Source organism: Thiorhodococcus fuscus (assembly GCF_042682685.1).
In the GTDB taxonomy this organism is placed as follows: Bacteria; Pseudomonadota; Gammaproteobacteria; order Chromatiales; family Chromatiaceae; genus Imhoffiella; species Imhoffiella fuscus.
In genome coordinates this window covers 1-15,845 of record NZ_JBHUHX010000024.1, presented here as the reverse complement: position 1 = coordinate 15,845, position 15,845 = coordinate 1, and the positions used below count along the sequence as shown (strand labels likewise).

15 protein-coding genes are annotated in these 15,845 nt (G+C 62.5%); 7 read left to right on the top strand and 8 right to left on the bottom strand.

What is annotated here, in order from left to right:
• Nucleotides 1–197: 197 nt before the first annotated feature.
• From ACFSJC_RS10660 to thiD, 7 genes are all read right to left on the bottom strand, one after another.
• Entirely contained in the window at nucleotides 198–1,724 is a 1,527-nt protein-coding gene (locus tag ACFSJC_RS10660; RefSeq protein ID WP_386026463.1) for a restriction endonuclease subunit S, read from the bottom strand.
• Nucleotides 1,721–4,501 (bottom strand): type I restriction endonuclease subunit R, encoded by a 2,781-nt coding sequence (locus tag ACFSJC_RS10655; protein WP_386026462.1) that lies wholly within the window; start codon nucleotides 4,499–4,501, stop codon nucleotides 1,721–1,723. Before ACFSJC_RS10655 ends, ACFSJC_RS10660 begins: the two co-directional genes overlap by 4 nt.
• Before the next feature lie 118 nt (nucleotides 4,502–4,619).
• Nucleotides 4,620–5,078: an acyl-CoA thioesterase gene (locus ACFSJC_RS10650; RefSeq protein ID WP_386026460.1), complete on the bottom strand. Its 459-nt coding sequence runs from the start codon at nucleotides 5,076–5,078 to the stop codon at nucleotides 4,620–4,622.
• A 115-nt stretch (nucleotides 5,079–5,193) separates the two neighbouring features.
• Nucleotides 5,194–7,089 (bottom strand): propionyl-CoA synthetase, encoded by a 1,896-nt coding sequence (locus ACFSJC_RS10645; protein ID WP_386026458.1) that lies wholly within the window; start codon nucleotides 7,087–7,089, stop codon nucleotides 5,194–5,196.
• Nucleotides 7,090–7,342: 253 nt separating this feature from the next.
• The gene (gene hemL, locus ACFSJC_RS10640; RefSeq protein WP_386026456.1) at nucleotides 7,343–8,626 is read right to left on the bottom strand and encodes a glutamate-1-semialdehyde 2,1-aminomutase; all 1,284 of its coding nucleotides are present in this window, start codon (nucleotides 8,624–8,626) and stop codon (nucleotides 7,343–7,345) included.
• On the bottom strand, nucleotides 8,626–9,261 hold the full coding sequence (gene thiE / locus ACFSJC_RS10635) for a thiamine phosphate synthase (RefSeq protein ID WP_386026454.1): 636 nt from the start codon (nucleotides 9,259–9,261) through the stop codon (nucleotides 8,626–8,628). The genes hemL and thiE overlap by 1 nt, the downstream gene beginning before the upstream one ends.
• Nucleotides 9,258–10,064, bottom strand: a complete 807-nt coding sequence (gene thiD, locus ACFSJC_RS10630; RefSeq protein WP_386026452.1) for a bifunctional hydroxymethylpyrimidine kinase/phosphomethylpyrimidine kinase — start codon at nucleotides 10,062–10,064, stop codon at nucleotides 9,258–9,260. The genes thiE and thiD overlap by 4 nt, the downstream gene beginning before the upstream one ends.
• A 246-nt stretch (nucleotides 10,065–10,310) precedes the next feature.
• On the opposite strand from thiD, the gene ACFSJC_RS10625 reads away from it, so the two are divergent.
• The 6 genes from ACFSJC_RS10625 to erpA all read left to right on the top strand — a co-directional run bounded on the left by ACFSJC_RS10625 (nucleotide 10,311) and on the right by erpA (nucleotide 13,961).
• Nucleotides 10,311–10,475 (top strand): rubredoxin, encoded by a 165-nt coding sequence (locus ACFSJC_RS10625; RefSeq protein WP_386026450.1) that lies wholly within the window; start codon nucleotides 10,311–10,313, stop codon nucleotides 10,473–10,475.
• 131 nt (nucleotides 10,476–10,606) lie between these two features.
• Nucleotides 10,607–11,065: a DUF5063 domain-containing protein gene (locus ACFSJC_RS10620; protein WP_386026448.1), complete on the top strand. Its 459-nt coding sequence runs from the start codon at nucleotides 10,607–10,609 to the stop codon at nucleotides 11,063–11,065.
• 89 nt (nucleotides 11,066–11,154) lie between these two features.
• Nucleotides 11,155–11,526, top strand: a complete 372-nt coding sequence (locus ACFSJC_RS10615) for a HesB/IscA family protein (protein ID WP_386026447.1) — start codon at nucleotides 11,155–11,157, stop codon at nucleotides 11,524–11,526.
• Between the two features lie 249 nt (nucleotides 11,527–11,775).
• A complete protein-coding gene (gene argC, locus ACFSJC_RS10610; RefSeq protein ID WP_386026445.1) occupies nucleotides 11,776–12,804 on the top strand; it encodes an N-acetyl-gamma-glutamyl-phosphate reductase in 1,029 nt (342 codons plus the stop codon).
• A 9-nt stretch (nucleotides 12,805–12,813) separates the two neighbouring features.
• Nucleotides 12,814–13,530, top strand: coding sequence for a DUF6776 family protein (locus tag ACFSJC_RS10605; protein WP_386026444.1), 717 nt, complete (start codon nucleotides 12,814–12,816; stop codon nucleotides 13,528–13,530).
• 80 nt (nucleotides 13,531–13,610) lie between these two features.
• Nucleotides 13,611–13,961 (top strand): iron-sulfur cluster insertion protein ErpA, encoded by a 351-nt coding sequence (gene erpA / locus ACFSJC_RS10600; RefSeq protein WP_386026442.1) that lies wholly within the window; start codon nucleotides 13,611–13,613, stop codon nucleotides 13,959–13,961.
• A 93-nt stretch (nucleotides 13,962–14,054) separates the two neighbouring features.
• Here the strand turns inward: erpA and ACFSJC_RS10595 are convergent, their stop codons facing one another.
• Nucleotides 14,055–14,315 (bottom strand): hypothetical protein, encoded by a 261-nt coding sequence (locus tag ACFSJC_RS10595; protein WP_386026440.1) that lies wholly within the window; start codon nucleotides 14,313–14,315, stop codon nucleotides 14,055–14,057.
• A gap of 208 nt (nucleotides 14,316–14,523) precedes the next feature.
• Between ACFSJC_RS10595 and tyrS the strand changes: the two genes are divergently transcribed.
• Complete coding sequence (gene tyrS / locus ACFSJC_RS10590) at nucleotides 14,524–15,726, top strand: tyrosine--tRNA ligase (protein WP_386026438.1); 1,203 nt, start codon at nucleotides 14,524–14,526, stop codon at nucleotides 15,724–15,726.
• The last annotated feature ends 119 nt before the right edge of the window (nucleotides 15,727–15,845 follow it).

Here is a 15,845-nt window from a genome sequence, read left to right as displayed (position 1 = left end):
TCGCTCGGTTGCCGACTGTCGGGGCTCTGGCCAGCGGACTCTGATTACGAGGCCAGTCGGCAGGGTAGACAAATAAACCGGTACCTCCAGAGCTTACCCGGCCAGCTCTGGAGGTATGGGGCGAAGCTCTGGGGGTATGGAGCACAGTTCTGGAGAGGCCGTTGTCCGATCAGCCACCAGGTCGAAGACCCTTTCACTCATGCCGGCTCTTTTGCCTTGCGGCCGCGCGGCTTCTTCACTGCGCCCCGCGCTTCGCGCTCGGCGCGGATGCGCTCCAGCAGGACGTTGGCTGGCTCGTCGTCGGGGTCTTGCGGGACCAGTTGGCCGGAGAAGGCGGCGCGGAGGATGTTCTGGCGTTGGGCGGCGGATTGTTGGAGGGCGTGTTTGATGGCGGTGGCCTGCGAGGTAACTGCCCCGTGCTGAGCCTGCAACATCGTCGCAATTGTGACCTGCTCCGATATAGGCGGTAGCGGAATCGGTGTACGTCGCACATCTTTCTGGTTGATGCTGGCTTGATTGACGGCCCACTTAGCGTCTTTAGTGAGCCTCGCCCGCCCAATGTGTGAGCCCAAATAGAACGAGACGTAGTCCAATGAGACCTCGCTCGAAAAGCGCAGCCGCATCATGTTCGACTCGAACAGCACACCATCCAAGGTGACTGTGATGCTCAGCGACTTCCCCAGGTGCGTCATGCTGTTGACGCGGTTGATCACCATATCTCCAGGCTGAAGGGCATATAGCGCGATAGTAGAAGCGTCGGCATCGACCAAATTCAATTCTGAGCGCATGCGATGCCAGCCAATTTGGTAGTCGTCAATGCGAAGAATTGGTATCCCGCAGCCGTAACGATCTCCTGGCAGATATAGCCCGTTCTGTGGACCCTCGTCTATGAGCGCGTCAAGACTCGCCCATACCCACCCCTCCGGCAATTCCGGCAATCCGCTCGTATCCGGCTGCACCGGCTCGGGGTATTTCTTCTGCCAGTCCTTGGGCGGGGGCTTGCCTTGCTCCTGGAACTTGGCCAGTTGCCTGGCTTCCCAGCGGGCGCGGCGTTCGGTGAGGATGCGTTGCAGCAGGTCCGCGCCGGTTTCGCGAGGAGTGTTCTCAGCCCGCCACTCGGCGGTCAGTACGCCTTCCACGGCGGCTTTCAGCAGGGACTGGCGGTAGTGCGCGAGCTTCTTCTGTGCGGCTTCTAGCTCGGCAACGCCGGCATCGAGATCGGAGAGCAGTTCATCGAGTTTTGAAACGATGCGATCTTGTACGGCTAGTGGCGCGACAGGCACCTCTGCGTCGTTGAGCTTGCGTAGTGTCAATCGTGTGATGGCTACTCCTGCCACCCCATCCAACATTTTTGCTTTTGTCTCGGGGTCCTGAAGCGCATAGAGCAAATACTTGGATCGTACAGCTTTCCCAGGACGAAGAACGCCGACGCTCGACAGCAATGAAAATTCTTCATCTAATGGGTTTATCGCTGCGACGCCTGTGGTCGCGCCATCTTTTATGTAAAGAATGTCGCCTCTCTTGACATCGCATCTCGCGAATATTTCACGATGCGTTTCTTCATCGACGTATGTCAGGTCGGTAAGGTCGAGCCCCCATGGTTTGATATTCTTTGCGGTGATGTACTTAAAAGCCCCTTGAGGAAAATTGGCCGGAGAATGGTGAGTTCCATCCGTGATTTTTTCGCATAGGTCACCAAGACGAATTCTTGGATACTGATTCACGCCGCCAACTCCTCATTCATCTCCTCCATCAACCCATCCAGCTCCTTCCCGAACAGCATCCAGGCTTTCTGCAATCCACCCTTGTCGGCCAATTCAGCGTAATCGAAGTCGTTGCGGCCGATGCTGCAGGAGCTGGCGATGTGGTCCTTCATCAGCCGTAGCCACTCGGTCTGCTCGGGCGTGAAGGCGGTGCCGCGCTGGGCGTTGTGGCGGAAGATCCAGTCCTGGAAGCGTTTGTCGACCTGCTCGCTGAAGGGCTTCAGCTCGGCGTCCAGCCCGAGGGCGAAGCGGACCAGCGAGACCAGGTCGGTGAGCTGGCGGCGGCTGGTCTGGCCCTTGACCTGGCCGGCCTGCACGCGGGCATAGGCGCCCCAGAGGCGTTCGGTGGTGATCATCAGCGGTGGTTTGGCCAGGTGTTCGTGCAGTTCCTCGATCATGTCGAAGGTGAGCTGCCGGCGCTGGTAGGGCTGCTGGTAGAAGAAGCTCAGGGCGGCGATCTCGTCCTTGTGCTCGGCGATGTAGTCGGCGAAGCGCTGGATCACGGCCTTGGCCTCGCCGTCGGCCTGCTCGCCGAAGCCGGAGAAGGTGACCTGGTCCAGGTTGATGTGGTCGATGAGCTGCTCGCGCTCGCGGCGGGCGCCGTCGATGGCGTCGCGCAGCTCGGGTTTGTCGAAGGGCGCGCAGGCGATGGCCACGCGCTCGGCGCGGGCGGTTTCGAGTTCGTCCGGCAGCAGGGTGTCTTCCGAGCGCGTGATGCCTTTGGTCCGGGCGGTGGCGAGCGCGTCGGCGACGATGGCATCGGGGTCGAGCGCGTTGATGAGCGACTTGCCCAGGGCGGCGACCGGGATGCCGCCCGAGACCTTGCCGATGCGCGCCTGGGCCTTGTCGTCGAGCTGCTTGGCCAGACGCAGCAGACGGTTGGCGAGCGAGAGGAGGGTGTCGTCGTCGCGATGACCCAGGGCGACGCCTTGCAGCAGGTCTTGCAGCGCCAGGCCGGGCTTGCGCTCCAGCGGGCGGCTCTCGGTCTTGAGCGATTGCTCGACGCCCACGGCGTCGATGAGCACGAAGCGGGTCTTGGCGCCGTCGGCGCTGTTGCTGACGCGCTTGAGGCTGTCGCCATCCAGGCTGCGCACGCCCCGGCCCTTCATCTGCTCGTAATAGCCGCGCGAGCGCACGTCACGCATGAAGAGCAGCACCTCCAGCGGCTTCACATCGGTACCGGTGGCGATCATGTCCACGGTGACGGCGATGCGCGGGTTGTAGTCGTTGCGGAAGCTGGCGAGGAGGCTGTCGGCGTCTTCCTCGGCGCGGTAGGTGACCTTCTTGCAGAAGGCGTTGCCCTGGCCGTAGACCTCGCGCACGGTCTGGATGATGTCGTCGGCGTGGCTGTCGGTCTTGGCGAAGATGAGCGTTTTGGGCGTCTCCTGGCGTGTCGGGAAGATGCGTGTCTCGACGGCGGTCTTCATAGCCAGGATCACCTGCCGGATCTGGCTGGGGTTGACCACGGAGCGGTCCAGCTCCTTGCCGGTATAGAGGGCGTCGTCCTCGGTTTCGGCCCAGCGCTTCCTGCGGGTCTGGCGGTCGCGGTGGTCGACCCACTCCTTGGCCTTGAGCTCGGCGCCTTTCTGGGTGATTTCGGTTTCGATCGCGTAGACGTCGTAGCCGACGTTGACGCCATCGGCGACCGATTGCTCGTAGCTGTATTCGGCGACGATGTTCTCGTTGAAGAAGCCGAAGGTGCGCTTGTCGGGGGTGGCGGTGAGTCCGATCAGAAAGGCGTCGAAGTAGTCGAGCACCTGCTTCCAGAGGTTGTAGATGCTGCGGTGACACTCGTCGATGACGATGAAATCGAAGGTCTCCACCGGCACGGCCGGGTTGTAGCGGACCAGCTTTTCCTGCTGGGCGGTTTGCCGCACCTCGCTGAGCGAAAGATCCTCGGCCGAGTCATCAATGGGCTCGCCGGACAGGATCGAGTACATGCGCTGGATGGTGCTGATGCAGACCTGCGCATGCGGGTCGATGCTGGGTGAGGCCAGGCGCTGGACGTTGTACAGCTCGGTGAACTTGCGCGCGTCATCGGGCGGCGAGTAGGCCATGAACTCCTGATGCGCCTGTCGGCCCAGGTTGCGGGTGTCGACCAGGAACAGGATGCGCTTTGCCCCGCCGAACTTGAGCAGACGGTAGACCGAGGTGATGGCGGTGAAGGTCTTGCCCGCGCCGGTGGCCATGTGGATGAGGGCGCGCGGTTTGTTCTGCGCCAGCGATCGTTCCAGCCCGGTGACGGCGCCGATCTGGCAATCGCGCAGGTTCTGTTCTGGCAGCTCCGGCATCTGCTCGACGAGCCGGCGGCGCAGGGTGTCTGGCTGGGCCAGCCAGGCGGCCAGGGTTTCGGGTCTGAAGAAGTGGAAGATCTCGCGCGAGCGCGGCGTCGGGTCGGCGCTGTCGGTGAAGCGGATGATCTGGCCGGTGGCCTCGAGCAGGAAGCGCAGCGGGGTGTCGTCCTTGCGCCATTTGAGATTGGCTGTGGCGTAGCGCTCGGTTTGGCTTTCGGTGACGGTGAGGTTTGCACCGGCGCTGTCCCGCTTTGCCTCGATTACCCCCACAGGGATGCGATTGACGAACAGCAGGTAGTCGGCGGGGCCAGAGTCGGTGGGAAACTCGCGCACGGCCACGCCGATGCTGGCCGAGAGGTCGAGCCGTTTCATGTCCTGAACGACCCAGCCCGCCTGTTCGAGCTTGTGGTCGATGTGCTGACGCGCCTTGGCTTCCGGTGTCATGGGTATCGGCTGGTTGGCGGGCGGACTGGCATGTGTCCGCTGTGGATACGTCGGGAGTCTATCCCAGATCGGACTTCCGGGACGCTTGACGGGTTGCCGACCGACGACGGATCCGTCCTCAGGGCTGGGAGAATTCGACCACGAGCGTTTGCATGACCTCTTCCTCGTCCTCGATCACCTCGAAGGCGTTCTGGACGCTGGCGGGGACGCGCAGCGGGCGTCCGGTGGCGGCTTGCACGTAGACCCATAGGGTTTCGGCCTTGGCGATGACGCGCTGGTCGTGCGGTCGCCAGAAGAGGTAGCGTCGCGGGGAGGAGCGCGCGGCGAATCCGGCGACCCAGGTGGCGAGGACGAGGTCGTCTCCGGCCATGGCGGGGCGCAGGTATTCGATGAAGTGCGAGCGGATGAACCAGCTGGTTCCTTCCTGAGCGTGGCGTTCCAGCGTCCAGCCGCAGGCGGCTGCATGCGCCATGGCGATCTCCTGCATCCAGGCGAGATAGGCCAGGTTGTTGGTGTGGCCGTTGGTGTCGATGACCTCGTCGGTGATGCGGATGGGTTGGGTGAAGAGGCGGTGCATGGTGCGGCGGGCTCGTCGGGGACTGCCTCCGCTTTTGACGCGGAGGTCGGAGTGCGGGAAGGGCCGGCGCGCGCGCTACCACAGAGGCGCGCCCGCGCCGGTCCGATGCGGCGGATCAGCCGTGCTTGGCGTAGCCGATGGCGCTTAGCGCGGAGGTGATCTCGTCGAGGATGGCCGGATCGTCGATGGTGGCCGGTGGGCGGTAGTCCTTGCCGTCGGCGATCGCCTTCATGGTGCCGCGCAGGATCTTTCCAGAGCGGGTTTTGGGCAGACGATCCACGATGACCACGGTCTTGAAGGCGGCGACCGGGCCGATTTGCTCGCGCACGAGATTCACCAGTTCCTTGATGATGAGTGCCTTGTCCCGTTCGACCTTGGATTTGAGCACGACCAGCCCGACCGGCAGTTCGCCCTTGAGCTGATCGGCGGCGCCGATCACTGCGCCCTCGGCAACGTCGGGGTGAGAGGCCAGGACCGCTTCCATGCCGCCGGTGGAGAGGCGGTGTCCGGCGACGTTGATGATGTCGTCGATCCGGCTCATGACGTAGATGTAGCCGTCTTCGTCGATATAGCCGGCGTCACCGGTCAGGTAGTAGCCGGGCTGGGTCGACATGTAGGACTGAACGAAGCGGGCGTCGTTGCCCCAGAGCGTGGTGAGGCATCCGGGCGGCATGGGCAGCTTGATCATGATGCGGCCGATGTCCCCGGGCTTGACCGGGTCGCCCTCGTCGTCCAGCACCTGGACGTTGTAGCCGGGGACGGCGCAGGTCGGGGAGCCGGCCTTAACCGGGAGTTGCTCGATGCCGAGACAGTTGGCCGCGATCGCCCAACCGGTTTCGGTCTGCCACCAATGGTCGATCACGGGGACGCCGAGGATCTTTTCGGCCCAGTTGAGGGTGTCCGGGTCGCAGCGCTCGCCGGCGAGGAAGAGGGCGCGCAGTCCGCTCAGATCGTAGCGTGCGAGGTGTTCGGCATTGGGGTCTTCGCGCTTGATGGCGCGGAAGGCGGTCGGTGCGGTGAAGAGCGTCGAGACCTTGTGTTCCTCGATGACGCGCCAGAAGGCGCCGGGATCGGGGGTGCCGACCGGTTTGCCTTCGTAAACGATGGTCGTGCCGCCGATCAGGAGCGGGGCGTAGACGATATAGGAGTGTCCGACGACCCAGCCGACGTCGGAGGCGGCCCAGAACACCTCGCCCGGATCGATGTTGTAGATGTTCTTCATGCTCCAGGCCATGGCGACGGCGTGACCGCCGTTGTCCCGGACCACGCCCTTGGGCTGACCGGTGGTGCCCGAGGTGTAGAGGATGTAGAGCGGGTCGGTGGCGGCGACGGGTACGCAATCGGCGGGTTCGGCACTCGCCAGTGCCTCGGTCCAGCTTAGATCGCGACCCGGGATGAGCTCGCCCGGCTCCTGAGGACGTTGCAGGATGAGGCAGTTGGTCGGCTTGTGCTCGGACAGTTCGATCGCCGAGTCCAGCAGCGGCTTGTAGTGAACGACCCGGTTGGGCTCGATGCCGCAGGAACCGCCGATGATGACCTTTGGCTTGGCGTCGTCGATACGGGTTGCGAGTTCGCGCGCCGAAAAGCCGCCGAAGACGACCGAGTGGATGGCCCCGATTCGGGCGCAGCCGAGCATGGCCACGAGCGCTTCGGGCACCATGGGCATGTAGACGATGACGCGGTCGCCTTTGGTGACGCCGAGCGCTTTCAGCGCACCGGCGCAGCGTGCGACCTGGTCCTGGAGTTCGGCGTAGGTGATGACCGTTTTGGAGTCGGTGACCGGACTGTCGTGGATGATCGCCGCCTGAGCGCCGCGTCCGGCGGCGACGTGCCGATCGACGGCGTTGTAGCAGGTGTTGAGCGTGGCTCCGCTGAACCAGCGGTAGAAGGGTGGGTTGCTGCTATCGAGCACCTGTTCCCAGGGTGTTTCCCAGTCGATCAACTGCGCCGCCTCGGCCCAGAATGTGGCCGGATCGCTCATTGAGCGATCGTAAACGGTTTGGTAGTCCATGGCTTGCTCCTCCGAATATAGGACCCTAGCCTTCGGTATACCCGAAGGTTCCTCGATCGTCGCCCTGAGAGGGCGATCGTTTGATAGTGCGAGTTCTACAACGTAAGAACAGGTCGGTCGCCGCCTGCGGGAGCGTCCCGAAACGAGGCGGCGACCGGCCTGTCTTCAATCAACCCTTGCCTTCAATCAACCAAGTTCAGCGAGACGGTCGTCCATCCGTGTCGTCCGTCTCTTCCGTGTGGAGTCGGATCCGTCAGCCCGCGATCGCTTTGAAGGTCTCGGCGGCCGCGTCCAGCGTCGCCTGGATGTGCGCGTCCTCGTGCATGATGGAGACGAAGCCGGCCTCGAACGCCGAGGGGGCCAGGTAGACACCGCGCTCCAGCATGCCGTGGAAGAAGGCCTTGAAGTGCTCTTGGTTGCACTGGGTTGCCTGTTCGTAGTTCGTCACCTTGTCGGCGGTGAAGAAGAGCCCGAACATGCCGCCGGCCTGGTTGGTGCTGAAGGGCACGCCCGCCGCATCGGCGCGCTCCTGGAGCCCTTTCAATAGGGTTTCGACCTTGGCCGAGAGACGGTCGTAGAAGCCCGGCTCGGAGATCAGTTCCAGGGTCTTGAGGCCGGCGGCCATGGCGATCGGGTTGCCGGAGAGGGTGCCGGCCTGGTAGACGGGACCGATCGGCGAGAGGTGCGACATGATCTCCTTCTTGCCGCCGAAGGCGCCGACCGGCATGCCGCCGCCGATGACCTTGCCGAGCGCGGTCAGGTCGGGCGTGATGCCGAACTTGCCTTGGGCGCAGCCGAGCGCCACGCGGAAGCCGGTCATGACCTCGTCGAAGATGAGGACCGAGCCGTACTGGTCGCAGACCTCGCGCAGCCCTTCGAGGAAGCCGGGGACCGGCGGGATGCAGTTCATGTTGCCGGCGACCGGTTCGACGATGATGCAGGCGATCTCGGAGCCGATCTGGGCGAAGGTCTCGCGCACCTGCTCGATGTCGTTGTAGCGCAGGGTGATGGTGAGTTCGGCCAGGGCCGCCGGGACGCCGGGGGAGTTGGGCTCGCCGAAGGTGAGCGCGCCCGAGCCGGCCTTGACCAGCAGCGAGTCGGCGTGGCCGTGGTAGCAGCCCTCGAACTTCACGATCTTGTCGCGTCCGGTGTAGCCGCGCGCCAGACGCAGCGCGCTCATGGTCGCCTCGGTGCCGGAGCTGACCATGCGCACCATGTCCACGCTCGGCAGCAGATCGCAGACCTTGTCGGCGATGACGGTTTCGAGCTCGGTCGGGGCGCCGAACGAGAGGCCCTTGTCGAGACGCTCGCGCACGGCGGCCAGGACTTCGGGATGGGCATGGCCCAGGATCATCGGCCCCCAGGAGCCGACATAGTCGATGTAGCGCTTGCCGTCGGCGTCGAAGGCATAGGGGCCGGATGCGCTCTCGAAGAAGACCGGGTCGCCCCCGACCCCGCGAAACGCGCGCACTGGCGAATTGACGCCGCCAGGGATATGGCGCTGGGCGGCTTCGAAGAGGTCGTGGGATCGGCTCATCAGGAGGTCTCCTTCGGAAACAGGGTGGTGTAAGCGCGGGCGGCGGAGGCGATGTCGGGCTGCGCGAAGACGCCGCTGACGACCGCGAGCATCCGGGCGCCCGCCGAGATCAATAGCCCGCCATTTTGTGGCGTGATCCCGCCGATCGCAACTGGTGGTATCGGCAGGCGCTCTCGGGCCAGGGTGAGAAGGCCGGGGTCGGCCGCCACGGCGTTCGGTTTGGTCGTCGAGGGGAAAAAGCTGCCGAAGGCGACATAGCTGGCGCCGGCCTCGGCCGCCGCCTCGGCTCGGGAGAAGTCGTCGTAGCAGGAGACCCCGATGATGGCTTGGCGGCCGAGCAGGGCGCGTGCCTCTCTTGGATCGGGGTCGTCGCGGCCCAGATGCACGCCGTCCGCGCCCAGGCTCCGCGCCAGTTCCAGGTCGTCGTTGACGATCAGCGCAACGCCCGATGCTCGGCACAGCGCCAGGAGTGCGCTGGCGCGGGCCTTCCTCCCCGCGTGGTCTGAGTGCTTGTCGCGGTACTGGACGACTTTGGCCCCGCCCTCGATCGCTTGGGCGACCAGCGTGGTCAAGGCCTCGGGGCTGGCTGAGGCGTCCGGCGTGATGGCATAGAGGCCGTCGAGCGTCTGGTTCATCGGGCCGTGTCGGATGGATGTAAGTCGTGGAACCGGTTCGGTGTCAGCTGGCAGCGTCCAGAGCGGAAGGCGTGCTGGAGGCTCTGCCAGGTGTAGAACTGCCCCGACGCGACCGCCTCGACCATCTCCATGCCCCAGGCGAGTCGTGCGGCGATCGCGCTCGCCAGCGTGCAGCCGGAGCCGTGATAGGTGTCCGGCAGCCGGGGCCAGCTCCATTCCTGCTGGAATCCATCGGGTCCGTAGAGACGGTTGACGACCTCTTGAGTCTCGTCGTGCGTGCCCGTGATCAGCACCCAGCGCGCCCCATAGGTCTGCAGACGCTTGGCGCAGTCTTCCGGTGTATGGGCGTCGGTGAGTGTCCGCGCCTCCGGCAGGTTGGGCGTGATCAGGCGGCAGCGATGGATGAGGTGATAGCGCAGCTGGTTGAGCAGGGCCGCGTCGACGAGGGTCTGGCCGGTGCCGCTGGCCAGCACGGGGTCGAGCACCACCGGGAGCTTGGGATTCTTATCGATCACCTCGTTGAGCGTTCGAATGATATTCGAGTTGCCGATCAGGCCGATCTTGATGGCCCGAGGCGCGCTGTCGGCGATGAGGTGGCGGCATTGGTCGGCGATCTGCTCCGGCCGTTGGGGGAAGATACGCCGCAGTCCGCAGGTGTCCTGGTCCGTCAATGCGGTGATCACCGTAACCGCGAAGGCCTTGGCGGCCTGGATCGCTTCGGCGTCGGCCAGAATGCCGGCCCCGCCGCTTGGGTCGTGACCACCGATGCAGAGCACCACTGGGCGCTCGACGCTGTCTTTCATACTGCTTCAGTCCTCGTGGGAGCCTGGGTTTGGCGGGTCAGCTTCTGCTGGGCGAGCTGAGGGGCGCAATTCCTGGGTGGACGCGATGGTCCGATGGGGGCGGTCCAGCGGTTGGCCGCCGTGTTGAAATCCGGTTGCCGATCCCCGATTCTTGAGGCCAATTTAAACCCGGCGTCGTTGCGCTTGTCGATCATGGCGTTCGACGAGTCCGCGCGTCCCCGTTCCCCGGTCTGGAGCAGTGGCAGTATGAAGACCTATCAATGCATCGTTTGCGGTTGGATCTACGACGAGGCCAAGGGCTGGCCCGAGGATGGCATCGCCCCTGGAACGCGCTGGGACGATGTTCCTGCCGACTGGAAGTGCCCGGAGTGTGGTGTCGGTAAGGAAGAGTTCGACATGGTCGAGATCTAGTCGATCTTGTGACGCAGTGAACGCCAAGCTGTCGCTCAATTCGTTCGTTCTCGGCTACACTCTCATGCATGAACGCAATCACTCAGACCGCTCGGCTCCTCGATTTCGCTGCTCACCACGAGCATCGCGAAGTGGCAGTGCTCGCACGCCGCTATTGTGACCTGATCGATGCCTGTTCCGGTGATCGCGATGCCTGGTTGATGCAGGTCGCCGAACTCCTGCCGCGTTTGCATGCGGCCATCGCCTCCATCAGTGCGCCGGGGCGCTCTTTCGAGCGGCCCGAGGTCGTGGATCTCGACGTCCGCTTCGATCTTTTCGTTAGACTTCGCAGCCTTTTGGCCGATCGCGATAGTTATTGGCTCGAGTTCGATGGCTTCAGCGAGGGCGCGGAAGCGATGACCGGTAGTCTCGCCGACGATTTGACGGATATCTATTACGAGCTGCAGCAAGGGCTTAGCCTGTTCGGTCAGGATCCTGAGGACGCCGTTGCCGCTTGGTCGATCGGTTACGATCGGCATTGGGGGCGGCATCTGATCGACGCCGAGCGCCACCTGGCGTCTCTGAGCGTCCAATTTCAGCTCGGCTCTTAACCCCGTTTTTTGCGCTAGAATGGCTTGATCGGTTTCTGCTAGCCTTCTGCGATTGAAGGCAGATTTTACGTTTTTCAGAGGTTTTCGACATGTCCGCAGTGCTGAATGAGATGGATCTGACGCTGACTTCGCCGGCTCAGGTGAAAATGCAGGATCTGTTCAAGCAGGTCGACGACAGTGTTCAGGGTGTCCGCGTTTTCGCGACGGCAGGCGGATGCAGCGGGATCAGCTTCGGTATGACCTTTACCGATGTGATCAACGATGACGATGGCGTGCTCCCCTTCGAGGGCTTTAAGGTCGTCGTCGACGATGCGACGCTGGAGCACTTGCGCGGTGTCGAGATCGACTTCGTCGACAACGAGGACGGTAACGCCACCTTCGTGTTCAATAACCTGCCTCAGATGGGCGGCGGATGCAGCGGCTGCGGTTCCAGCTCTTCGTCGGGTGGCGGCTGCTCCTGATCTGGCGTCGGGCATGGCGTTGATTCTTGGTCGAGCCTGGCGTTCGACCAGCGATTCTCGACCGAGTGGCGGCTGGCTGTCGGCAGGCGCAAACAGGGATCGGTCGGTGAGTCATCCAAAAGCGGCTTAGGCCGCTTTCGTTTTTTGCGTGGCCTTTGTTTTTCATGTGCGTTGAGGCGAATCTCTGTCTCGGCGATCTATCTTTTTCGGTGGACTCGGTGAGTCCGTCAACGTGGGTGAGGGGGCGAGATGCTTAGGGTCGGGATCGTTGGAGGAACGGGGTACACTGGGGCGGAACTGCTGCGCATCCTGGTTCGCCACCCTGAGGTTTCCTTGCGTGCGATCACCTCGCGAAGCGAGGCCGGCCAGCGTGTCGACGATCTCTTTCCTCATCTGCGGGGACAGGTGGATCTGTGTTTCACCGAGCCGGATACCTCTGTGCTCGGCGATTGCGACCTAGTCTTCTTCGCCACGCCGAACGGGACCGCGATGCAGGCGGTGCCGGATCTGCTGAATCTGGGAACGCGGGTCATCGACCTGGCTGCGGACTTCCGGCTCAAGGATCCCGCCCTTTGGGAACGTTGGTATGGCATGCCGCATCAATGCCCCGAACTCCTGGCCGAGGCGGTCTACGGGTTGCCCGAGCTGAATCGCGCGGCCATTCGCGATGCGCGCTTGATCGCCAATCCGGGCTGCTATCCCACCGCCGTGACCCTCGGCCTGCTGCCTCTGCTCGCGGCGGGTGTGGTGGACCCGGCCTGGGTGATCGCGGATGCCAAATCGGGTGTTAGTGGGGCCGGGCGTAAGGCGAGCACTGGGCTACTGATGGCCGAGGTCGGCGAGAGCTTCAAGGCCTATTCCGTGATGGGGCATCGGCATTCGCCCGAGATCACTCAGAATCTGGCCCATTTCGCTGGGGTCGAGGTGAATCTGACGTTCGTTCCCCACCTGCTGCCGATGATTCGTGGTATCGAGGCGACGCTTTATGCCCGGCTGACCGATCCGGGCGTCGATCTCGACCAGCTCTATGCCGAGCGGTACGCGCATGAGCATTTCATCGACCTGATGCCGGGTGGTCACCCGGATACGCGCTCGGTGCGTGGTGCGAATCATTGTCGGATCGCGGTTGCCCGGCCAGGGGCGGGCGACGTCGTCGTCGTGCAGTCGGTGATCGACAATCTGGTGAAGGGGGCTGCCGGGCAGGCCGTTCAGAACATGAACCTCATGTTCGGGATGCCTGAGTCGATGGGGTTGGAGTCTGTGGCCCTGCTGCCCTGATCGCGGACAATGCCCAATTCCGCACGCTGTTTCTCGCGGCGATTGCTGCTTTTCGGCACGGTCAGCCTCCTGCTCGCCATTCTCTTTGGGCTCGGATACGACCTCGGGCGGGGTGGGGGCGTCTCCACAACAGTCGGCATGCAGGTTGCGAATCTAAGTCTGCAGCGACGCGATCTGAGTCGCGAATTGGACGAGGTCAAGGCGAGACTGGAGGATTCGGAGCGTCAGCGCCTCGTTCTGGAGCGCGCCCAGCAGATCGACGTTGAGTCGAGTCGAGTTCTTAAGGAGCAGCTGAGGCGGGCGCTGGGTGACAATCTGTCGCTCTCCAGGGAGCTGTCTTACCTCAAGCGCTTGATTCAAAAAGGAGGTAAAGGCGCCGTTCAGGTGTCTGGGTTTCGTCTTGTCCCGACTGCTAAGGAGCGCGTCTTTCGTTATTCCTTTTCAGCCGCGCAGATTCTTTCTGAGTTTGGCCGCTCGCAAGGTGCTATCCGGCTACGCCTGGACGGACGACAGGCAGGAGAGGCCGCTTCGTTGAGTTTGGAAGACCTGCCGTTCGCTGATCCCGCCGAGCTGAAGATGGACTTCGACCATATGCAGAATCTGACCGGAGAGTTCGAACTGCCGGCGGGCTTCGAGCCTGATTCGATCGTCGTCGACGTCGAACCTTCAACCAAGCAGTTGATTTCGACCTCGGCGGTGTTTCCCTGGTCGGTGGATTCGCCTTAAGGATTGCTGGGTGAGCTTGAACTAAGGGCGAATCAGACGCATCTCCATTGCGTCCACCCAATCATGAGGATGAGTTAGTCATGTCTGCTGAAGCTGTTCTCGATGCCCCGATTCAGTTCTCCTCTTCCGCAGCCTCCAAGGTTGCGGACTTGATCAAGGAAGAGGGGAATCCTGCCTTGATGCTGCGCGTCTATATTCAGGGCGGCGGCTGCTCCGGTTTTCAGTACGGCTTCACCTTCGACGAAGAGGTTCAGGACGGCGACACTGAGGTCGTGACCGACGGCGTAACCCTGCTCGTCGATCCCATGAGCATGCAATATCTGACCGGTGCGGAAATCGACTATACGGAAGGGCTTCACGGTGCCCAGTTCGTCATCAGGAATCCGAACGCCACGACAACCTGTGGTTGTGGGTCATCGTTTTCCTCCTGATTCGAGGGCATGTGCGTGGCTCTATCGAATTGAGATTTGGTTCGAATCGCGTCGATTCCTGCGGGAGCTTCCGGGGACAGCGTCGATACGCGGTTAGGGGTTCGAGGCGTCCTTGCTTGCGGGTATCTCTTCAGCCGTTGCCGGTGTGGGTGGGAGCTGGAGCGGGATGATGTTCGGGTCTGTCGGGGCTTCGGCAAGCTGTTCCGTGCTGGCTGCTGGAATCCATTCATAGGCCGTGTAGCCTGCGGCGATTACTATGAGAGCCAGTAGGGTCCTGAGAAGCATCTTCCGAGCACCCTTGCGTTTCTTGTGAATCGGCCATTCGGTTTGTTTGATTTTATAGTCGCGCATCATTAAATAATCGCAATATCAAGTAAATACGGGTTTTTTTGCGTCAACTAGTGTAGTCGCAAACCCCGCACAGGAACAAGGCGCCCAAGGCGTTTGCCTGGGTCCGCTAGGCGTAATCCGGCATGGCTCTTGTGTCTCATCGAGCAGCATCGTAGTCTGCATCGCTTTGTGTTGCCCTCAGGCCAACCTTTCGATTACGGCAGTCTAGAAGATGGAGTCACTTGAACGTGCGCTCACGCTGATCAAGCGTGGTACCCAAGAAATCCTAGTGGAAGACGCTCTGCGCAAGAAACTTGCCTCGGGGCGCCCTCTTCGCGTCAAAGCAGGGTTCGATCCCACAGCCCCCGACCTGCACCTGGGGCACACCGTCCTGATCAACAAGCTTCGGCAGTTCCAAGAACTGGGGCACGAGATCCAGTTTCTGATCGGTGACTTCACCGGGATGATCGGCGATCCAACCGGCAAGAGCGCGACCCGTAAGCCGCTGACGCCCGAGCAGGTGCAGCAGAATGCGTTGACCTATCAGGATCAGGTGTTCCGCATCCTTGACCCAGAGAAGACTCGGGTCGTCTTCAACTCATCATGGCTCAACGAGCTTGGGGCTGCGGGTCTGATCCAACTTGCCGCGCAGCATACGGTTGCGCGCATGCTTGAGCGGGACGATTTCTCGAAGCGCTACAAATCGGGTCAGCCGATCGCAATCCATGAGTTCCTTTATCCTCTGATTCAGGGGTACGACTCCGTCGCCTTGAAGGCCGACGTGGAGCTCGGCGGCACCGATCAGAAATTCAACCTGCTGGTCGGTCGTCAGTTGCAGGAGGCTTATGGGCAGGATCCTCAAGTCGTCATCACCCTACCGATCCTTGAGGGGCTGGACGGGGTTCAGAAGATGTCGAAGTCGCTCGGCAATTACATCGGCATCACGGACGCGCCGGACGAGATGTTCGGCAAGATCATGTCAGTGTCGGACGAGCTCATGTGGCGCTATTTCGAGTTGCTGAGCTTTCGCGAGATGTCGGAGATTGAGGCATGGAGAGCGGCGGTCGCGGAAGGGGCGAATCCGCGTGACATCAAGTTCGAGCTGGGGATGGAACTGGTCGGCCGCTTTCACAGTGCTGACCAGGCGAAGAAGGCACGCGATGCGTTCGTCGCGCGCTTCCAGAAGGGCGCCCTGCCTGACGACCTCCCCGAGGTTCGGTTAACGTGCCCCGAATCGGGTCAGTTGCCGATTGCAAATTTATTGAAAGACGCCGGACTCGTGAAAAGTACGTCCGAGGCCATTCGGATGGTTGGCCAGGGGGCGGTGCGGATCGACGGCGAGCGCGTCGAGGATGCGCATCTTTGCTGTCCCGCCGGATCAGCACATGTTTTTCAGGTTGGAAAACGCAGGTTCGCCCGCGTGCGGTTGGACTGAATCGAAAAGTGCCGCATAGGGCTTGACAGTCTATCTAGAATCGCTAGAATGCGCCGCTCTGCTGAGGGAGCGGCGGGAAAGCGGGAACGGAATCGGGCGGTACAGGAGGTGCTGCAGAC

Excerpts from the sequence above, each read along its gene's own strand:
- thiD (WP_386026452.1), bottom strand. The coding sequence starts at position 10,064 with ATGAAAGACAGCGTCGAGCGCCCAGTGGTGCTCTGCATCGGTGGTCAC.
- thiE (WP_386026454.1), bottom strand. The coding sequence starts at position 9,261 with ATGAACCAGACGCTCGACGGCCTCTATGCCATCACGCCGGACGCCTCA.
- ACFSJC_RS10605 (WP_386026444.1), top strand. The coding sequence starts at position 12,814 with ATGCCCAATTCCGCACGCTGTTTCTCGCGGCGATTGCTGCTTTTCGGC.
- ACFSJC_RS10650 (WP_386026460.1), bottom strand. The coding sequence starts at position 5,078 with ATGCACCGCCTCTTCACCCAACCCATCCGCATCACCGACGAGGTCATC.
- argC (WP_386026445.1), top strand. The coding sequence starts at position 11,776 with ATGCTTAGGGTCGGGATCGTTGGAGGAACGGGGTACACTGGGGCGGAA.
- ACFSJC_RS10625 (WP_386026450.1), top strand. The coding sequence starts at position 10,311 with ATGAAGACCTATCAATGCATCGTTTGCGGTTGGATCTACGACGAGGCC.
- ACFSJC_RS10615 (WP_386026447.1), top strand. The coding sequence starts at position 11,155 with ATGTCCGCAGTGCTGAATGAGATGGATCTGACGCTGACTTCGCCGGCT.
- ACFSJC_RS10655 (WP_386026462.1), bottom strand. The coding sequence starts at position 4,501 with ATGACACCGGAAGCCAAGGCGCGTCAGCACATCGACCACAAGCTCGAA.
- tyrS (WP_386026438.1), top strand. The coding sequence starts at position 14,524 with ATGGAGTCACTTGAACGTGCGCTCACGCTGATCAAGCGTGGTACCCAA.
- erpA (WP_386026442.1), top strand. The coding sequence starts at position 13,611 with ATGTCTGCTGAAGCTGTTCTCGATGCCCCGATTCAGTTCTCCTCTTCC.
- ACFSJC_RS10645 (WP_386026458.1), bottom strand. The coding sequence starts at position 7,089 with ATGGACTACCAAACCGTTTACGATCGCTCAATGAGCGATCCGGCCACA.
- hemL (WP_386026456.1), bottom strand. The coding sequence starts at position 8,626 with ATGAGCCGATCCCACGACCTCTTCGAAGCCGCCCAGCGCCATATCCCT.
- ACFSJC_RS10595 (WP_386026440.1), bottom strand. The coding sequence starts at position 14,315 with ATGATGCGCGACTATAAAATCAAACAAACCGAATGGCCGATTCACAAG.